Here is a 6,398-nt window from a genome sequence, read left to right as displayed (position 1 = left end):
CCAACGGCGACATCACCGCCCGCAGCCTGTGACCCACAGCCTCCCAAGGAGAGGCAGACCAAGCCCGCCGACGACGAACGGCCCCGGTCCATCCACGCGGACCGGGGCCGTTCCAGGTGTGGGTGCCAAGAACTCGGCTACCCTGTGCGACCTGCACGTATTCGTGGATCAGTCCACCGAGACGGTCACGTCGGATGACCTTGCTGTCGCCCTCAACAGGATCCGGAAGGGCTCGCAGCGGAGCGGCCTGGCGCAGGGAGCGATGCGGGCGATGCTCATTGAAGTGGGCCTCGTAGGTCGCCAGCACGCGCCGTAAATGGCGGATGCCTGCGGCCGTGAAGGCTTCGTCGAACATCGTGGTGAACGTGGTATCCCGATCGCGGATGAGGAATCTGAACTCCTCCGCCCTGTCCCCCAGCTCGATCATCAGGTTCCTGGCCTGCTGCGCAACCCACGGCCCGGTCGGCACCATCCGTGAGATCGGCTCCCCGGCCGCCGCCTACACCACCAAGACCGCCTTCGAACAACACGCCGGCCCCGCCCGCTGCCACTGGCACCAGCGTGGTGGAGCGCACCCCCGAGTTCGCCGTCATGCAGGCCATCGGCGCCACCTCGCGCAACGTGCTGGGCGAGACCCTATTTGTCGGGCTGCTCATCGGTGGTCTGGCCGTGGCCGCTCATCAGCTGGACCTCTCGGCCCTGATCCGACAACTCCACGGAGGATGAAGGGTCGGCGCCAGGGGTGAGCTTTCACCGCTCTGACTCCGGCCCGAGCGTCGCGGCGTGGACGCCCAGCGGACAAGGTCACACTTGCGGGCTCTCCCGAGCCTGCAAGTGTGACCGGCGATCATCGCCCTGCCGCACCGCGGCATAGGTCCGGAAGTGTGGGCTCAGCCGTTGTAGTCGCGGATTTCCCAGAAGCGGGAGGGATGGCCGTCGCAGGTGTACTGGACGGCCTCGATGTTGTTCTCGGTGCTGACGCCGCCGGCGATCGTGAGGCATTTGCCGGTCTGGACGTTCCGGAATTGGATGTGTTGGCCGACCTGGTTGCCAAGCGCCCAGTAGCGCGAGGGGTGGGTGTCGCAGGTGTACTGGAGGGCGACGATGTTGTTCTCGGTGCTGACGCCGCCGGCGATCGTGAGGCATTTGCCGGTCTGGCGGTTCTTGACCTGCAGGTACGCGCTGGAGTAACCCCAGACGTCCCAGCGGCGGGAGGGGTGGCTGTCGCAGGTGTACTGGACGGCGTGGACGTTGTTCTCGGTGCTGACGCCGCCGGCGATGGTCAGGCACTTACCGGTCTGCCAGTTCACGAGCTGGACGTTCGACGCGGCCCAGACGGCCGTGGACGACGGCGCGGCGGATGCCGGGGTGGCGGTGGTCGTGCCGAGGGCGAGGAGGGGAGCGATGACGGCTGCCGCGCGAAGAATGTGTGACTTCATGTGACCAGCGTGCGGGCGCGGGGCCGGCATGGCTTGAGTACCTCGTACTCAATGTGTGCCCTGGGGCGGGTTGCTCCGGAGAGGCTGTGGCTTGGGCAGGAACAGACGCGCGGCCAGGGCAAAACGGCAATGGAGATCCCGAAGGAGGGGCGCGCAACGCTGACCACCGCCACGAGCCACGGTCTGCCTGCCGCTATGAAGATGGAACGTCCCCCGTCCTGCCGGGCAGGGGACAATGGACCGCCGCGCGTCACACCGGGCGCTTGGCACCCGATTCGCCGTCGGCCGGCACCATGGCCCCTGGCGGTGATGGTTGTTGCGGCTTGCGGATCACGGTATCCGCATGCGCAGGAGTGATACCCAGCACCAGCACGGCGGCCATGCCGACGGCCGAAGCGGCGGCACGGCGAGTCCAGGTACGGGTCTTCATACGGCTCTCCCAGTCGGCCGATGATCACGACAGTACTGTCCACCAGCATCAGTGCCACATCCCCGCCCGTCCACCCAGAAGGGCCGGGTGGCCACAAGCGGACAGGCCCTCGCACCCGCAGACGTTCACGACGGCTACGGGCTCGACACTGGATCAGCTGAGCGACGGCCGTCTCACCCTCGGCGTCGGACTCGGAAGCGACCGGTTCGGCGGCGAACTGTCCAAGACCGGCGAGCAGCTCGGCGACCGGCAGCGCGGGCGGATGCTCGACGAGTCCTTGGCGATCCTGGCCGCCGCCTGGTCCGGCCCCGCTCGGCATGGAGCGGGATCAGCAACGCCTGCCAGGTGCCGTCGGCCGGTCGGCGATGGAGCCGCAGAGGGCCCTCATCGCACGCACACCGATCCGGCGGCAGGCAACGCGCCGGTCAGCAGGTAGGTGTCGATGCGCTCCGTCGCGCAGGCGGACCTCCGGTATGCGGTGTGGCCGTCGCCGTCGTTGATCAGCAGTCCCGAGCCCTGAATGCGTTCTGAAAGGCTGCGCGCCCAGCGGAGTGGAGTGGCGGGGTCGTGAGTGTTGCCGATCACGAGAATCGGCGGCACGTTCCTGATCGTACTTTGACGCCGCGAGTGAGCCGGAGGGATCGGCCAGCCCACACACCCCGCGGTCATGTCCCAGAATTCAGACGTGCCGAGCATATGAGGGGCTACGCCGCGGACCTGCCGCATACGTTTGCGCATGTCGGCAAGGCTGTGGATCCCGGGATCGATGTCCTGGCAGAGGATCGACCGGTAGGCGGCTGTGCTCACCGGATCGTCCAGCGCTTGGGCCCGCATGGTCGCGAAGAGTTGGGCGTCGCCCTGCTCAGCCTGCGTGATCGCGGTTGCGAGACCACCCGCGAACTCCGGAGTCATGGTGAGGAAGGCATATGCGGAGTAGCGCAGTTCCTCGGCGGTCAGGGGCCGGCCGCCCGATACGCCGATCGGCGCTCGCTCGGCCGCGGTGACCAGGCGGTCCCACACCTGGCTGACGTCGCGACCGTGCAGGGCGCACGTCGCGGTGCGGTCGCACCAGGCGGTGAACCGGTCGAAGGAGTCCTCCACGGCCGTTGCGGCGTCGGTGACCAGCCGTGATGCGGGTATGGCCTGATCGACGGCACCGTCCAGTGCCATCGTGCGTACCCTGCCGGGGAACAGGCGGGCGTACTGTGCCCCGAGCATGCTGCCGTAGGATTTGCCGAAGAAACTGATCTTCGTCTCGCCGAGGGCGGCCCGCACCGCGTCGAAGTCGCGCGCGACGTTCGCCGTGTCCAGGTGTGCCGGCAACGGTCCGGTGGAGGTGAGGCAACTGCGGCCGGTGGCCGCGTTCCAGTCGACAAGCTGGTCGTATCCGGCCTTGTCCATCGGGAACTGGCTGATCTCAGGATTGTGGACGGGCCGGCCGCATCGCAGCGCCGGGATGCTTTCCCCCACTCCACGCGGGTCTATGCCGATGATGTCGAAGCGGCGGCGTAGCTCTTCGGAGAAGGTGTCGGCGGCGTAGTCGCGCACCAGCAGAGCGGCGGACACTCCCGGCCCGCCCGGGTTGTAGAAGAGGGTGCCCACCTGGGCCGAGGGATCCGTGGCCTTGCGGCGCACGACTGACAGCTTGATCTTGGCACCCGATGGGGCGTTCCAGTCGAGCGGCACTTCGACCACGCCGCACTCGGCTCCTGGCTGGTCCGCGCAGGCACGCCAGGACACGCCGGCTCTGCCGGAGTCTGAGGCGGAGGTTCTCCCAGAGGCCTGGGCCGAGGCGAACGCGCCGCCCGCCAGGACCGGTATAGCGACGGACACCACAATGCCAATCGTCATGTATCGCTTCACGACAGAGTATGGTTCCCGGCCGCTTCGATGAGATCATCGACCGGAAGTACGATCCCGGTCGGCCGAACGGCTGAACCGGATACCGCCCTCGAAGAAGTCACACGCCGGCGCAGGATCGTGTCAGGGCGGATCAGCAGTGACCTCGCCCGCACACATGACGAGCGCAAAGGATCTCTCCGCTGGGCAATGGCCGCTTTATGTCCGGTAGATGCCCTGGTTCGCAGAGATCGCGAATCTCACAATCGTGCCGTGAACCTCCAGCGAATGATCCGGTTATTACACATCACAGCCCTCTCGTTCTTGATGGCCATCTCCTCGGCGGTGCTCTGGGCGGGGGCGACGCCGGCGTATGCGGTGCGGGGCGGGAGCCCGGTCACCGACGGTACGTGGGGTTTCGTGGCGAAGGTGAACGTCGGTGAGAAGCACGCATGCACGGGAGCCCTGGTCAGCCCGCAGTGGGTCATCACGGCCACCAGTTGTTTCGCCGCTGAGGGGCAGCCCGTCAAGAGCGGGGCGCCGACGGAGGCGACGACGGTGACGGTCGGCAGGACGGACCTGTTCGGCTCGGGCGGGCGGGTGCTGCCCGTGGAGTGGATCCACCCGCACCATGACCGGGATGTCGTGCTGGTCCGGCTGTCGTTGCGGGTACTCGACGTGACACCTGTCGCGGTCAGCGCCACCGTTCCTGCCGCGGGGGACGTGCTACAGGTCGCCGGCTATGGCCGGACCGCCGAGGAGTGGGCGCCCAACCGGCTGCATGCCGCGCCGGTCACCGCCGGGGCCGTGGCCGCCGGCTCGTTCGGCTGGACCGGAGCGAGCGGCGGCGAGGCGAGCGCCTGTCAGGGCGACGCGGGTGCCCCGGTGTTCCGTACGGGCGGGAGCCGTCCGGAGCTCGTCGGGCTCAGCATCGGCGCGGGGCAGGGGGGCTGCCTCGGTGCGGCCGGCGACGGGCCGCGCGGCGCCGACGCGGTGCGGGTGGACGACCTGGCGAGCTGGATCAGCCTGGTCGCGGCCGAGCCCACCGCCACCTTCCGGACGTACGGCCCCAGTTCGACCGGGATCGGCGGCTACGACCTGAAGGACGCCCGCGACCAGGTGGTGGCGTTCGACTATGCACATTCGGGGAAGCTGGATCACCTGCTGTTGTACCGGCCGGGAGCTGGGATGGTCTCCATCCTCAAGCGGGGCGCGGACGGCACCTACGCGCCGGTCTACTCCTCGGCCGACGGTGGGATCGGCGGCTATGACCTGAAGAACCCGGCGGACCGGATCACCGCCTTCGATTACGACGGCTCCGGGAAGCTCGATCATCTGGTGTTGTACCGGCCGGCGACCGGGATGGTGCACATTCTCAAGCACGGCAGTGGTGCCACGTTCACGCCGGTCTATTCCTCGGCCGACAGTGGAATCGGCGGCTATGACCTGAAGAGCCCGGCGGATCAGATCATCGCCTTCGATTACGAGGGCTCGGGGAAGCTGGATCATCTGCTGCTCTACCGTCCGGGCGGGCACACGGCCTGGATCCTCGAGCACGGCGCGGGCAACACGTTCAGAGCGGTGTTCCACAGCTCGACCGGCATCGGTGGCTATGACCTGCTGAACACGGCGGACCGGATCACCGCCTTCGATTACGAGGGTTCGGGGAAGCTGGATCATCTGGTGTTGTACCGGCCGGGGGCCGGGATGGTCTCCATCCTCAAGCGCGGCGCGGACGGCACCTACGCTCCGGTCTACTCCTCAGCCGCCGGCGGCATCGGTGGTTACGACCTGAAGGGCACGGCGGATCAGATCATCGCCTTCGATTACGAGAATTCGGGGAAGCTGGATCATCTGCTGCTCTACCGTCCGGGCTCGGAGACGGCCTGGGTCCTCCAACACGGCGCGGGCACCACGTTCAGAGCGGTGTTCCACAGCTCGACCGGCATCGGTGGCTATGACCTGAAGAGCACGAGGGACCGGATCATCGCCTTCGATTTCCAGGGGTCGGGCGGGCAGAGCCATCTGCTCCTCTACCGGCCGATGGACGGGATCGCGTGGGTCGTGGGCCGGGCCTATCCGCCCGGGCGGCCGATCCTGGAAACCGTGTGGCCCGTCGTCCGCCCGGACTCCATCGTGGAGAACTTCGCCTATCCCGTGGACTTCCATCACGAGTTCGCAGGTACGTCCGGTCAGGACGACTGGGGTACGGACGAGGCCGAGGCGAAGAACTTCCAGCTGCTCTCCGGGAACGGCGGGATCATCTGGGTCTCGTGCACCGCGTCCCCGGAGAACGGGGTCGGCGTGATCAAGGTGTTCCCGGGCCTGTTGAACGGCCAGACCGAGGTCGGCGAGCCACACCTCGGCGTGACGGCGGTGTGCTTCAAGGCCATCGGACCCGCGGGATACGTGAAGCTCCGGATCCCGAACGTCTACGAGGTCCAGGGAGACAGCCGCTCACCGGGAGCCGGCCATGACGTGGACGCGACCGTTGTGAACGTGACGTCCGGCGCGGAGCGCACCAAGCGCGTCGAGCGGGACGAGAGCGAGCAGTTCGGACGTACGGACACCACCTGTGACGAGAACCACCCGGATTATCCGGACAACTGCCGAGAGACCCTCCTGGAACTGCGGGTCGTCAGCTGAGAACGGAACGGCCGACCGGCATGTGACAGCCGGTCGGCCGTCCA

At 67.7% G+C, this 6,398-nt stretch carries 6 protein-coding genes; 2 read left to right on the top strand and 4 right to left on the bottom strand.

Going from position 1 to position 6,398, the window contains the following annotated elements; translation table 11 throughout:
- A partial coding sequence (locus ABZX61_RS55625) for a hypothetical protein (protein WP_355208745.1) occupies positions 1 to 472 on the bottom strand: 472 nt, incomplete at its 3' end.
- 89 nt (positions 473 to 561) lie between these two features.
- On the opposite strand from ABZX61_RS55625, the gene ABZX61_RS55620 reads away from it, so the two are divergent.
- Complete coding sequence (locus ABZX61_RS55620) at positions 562 to 726, top strand: hypothetical protein (protein ID WP_355208742.1); 165 nt, start codon at positions 562 to 564, stop codon at positions 724 to 726.
- 164 nt (positions 727 to 890) lie between these two features.
- On the opposite strand, the gene ABZX61_RS55615 is transcribed toward ABZX61_RS55620, so the two are convergent.
- From ABZX61_RS55615 to ABZX61_RS55605, 3 genes are all read right to left on the bottom strand, one after another.
- Entirely contained in the window at positions 891 to 1,439 is a 549-nt protein-coding gene (locus ABZX61_RS55615) for an RICIN domain-containing protein (RefSeq protein ID WP_355208740.1), read from the bottom strand.
- Between the two features lie 250 nt (positions 1,440 to 1,689).
- Positions 1,690 to 1,869: a hypothetical protein gene (locus tag ABZX61_RS55610; RefSeq protein WP_355208737.1), complete on the bottom strand. Its 180-nt coding sequence runs from the start codon at positions 1,867 to 1,869 to the stop codon at positions 1,690 to 1,692.
- Positions 1,870 to 2,253: 384 nt separating this feature from the next.
- Positions 2,254 to 3,564, bottom strand: coding sequence for an alpha/beta hydrolase (locus ABZX61_RS55605; protein WP_355208734.1), 1,311 nt, complete (start codon positions 3,562 to 3,564; stop codon positions 2,254 to 2,256).
- Positions 3,565 to 3,849: 285 nt separating this feature from the next.
- On the opposite strand from ABZX61_RS55605, the gene ABZX61_RS55600 reads away from it, so the two are divergent.
- Entirely contained in the window at positions 3,850 to 6,354 is a 2,505-nt protein-coding gene (locus tag ABZX61_RS55600; RefSeq protein WP_355208731.1) for a trypsin-like serine protease, read from the top strand.
- Positions 6,355 to 6,398: the final 44 nt, after the last annotated feature.

It is taken from the genome of Nonomuraea sp. NPDC003709 (assembly GCF_040610775.1).
Lineage (GTDB): Bacteria > Actinomycetota > Actinomycetes > Streptosporangiales > Streptosporangiaceae > Nonomuraea > Nonomuraea angiospora_A.
This window is presented reverse-complemented; position numbering and strand designations above follow the sequence as displayed.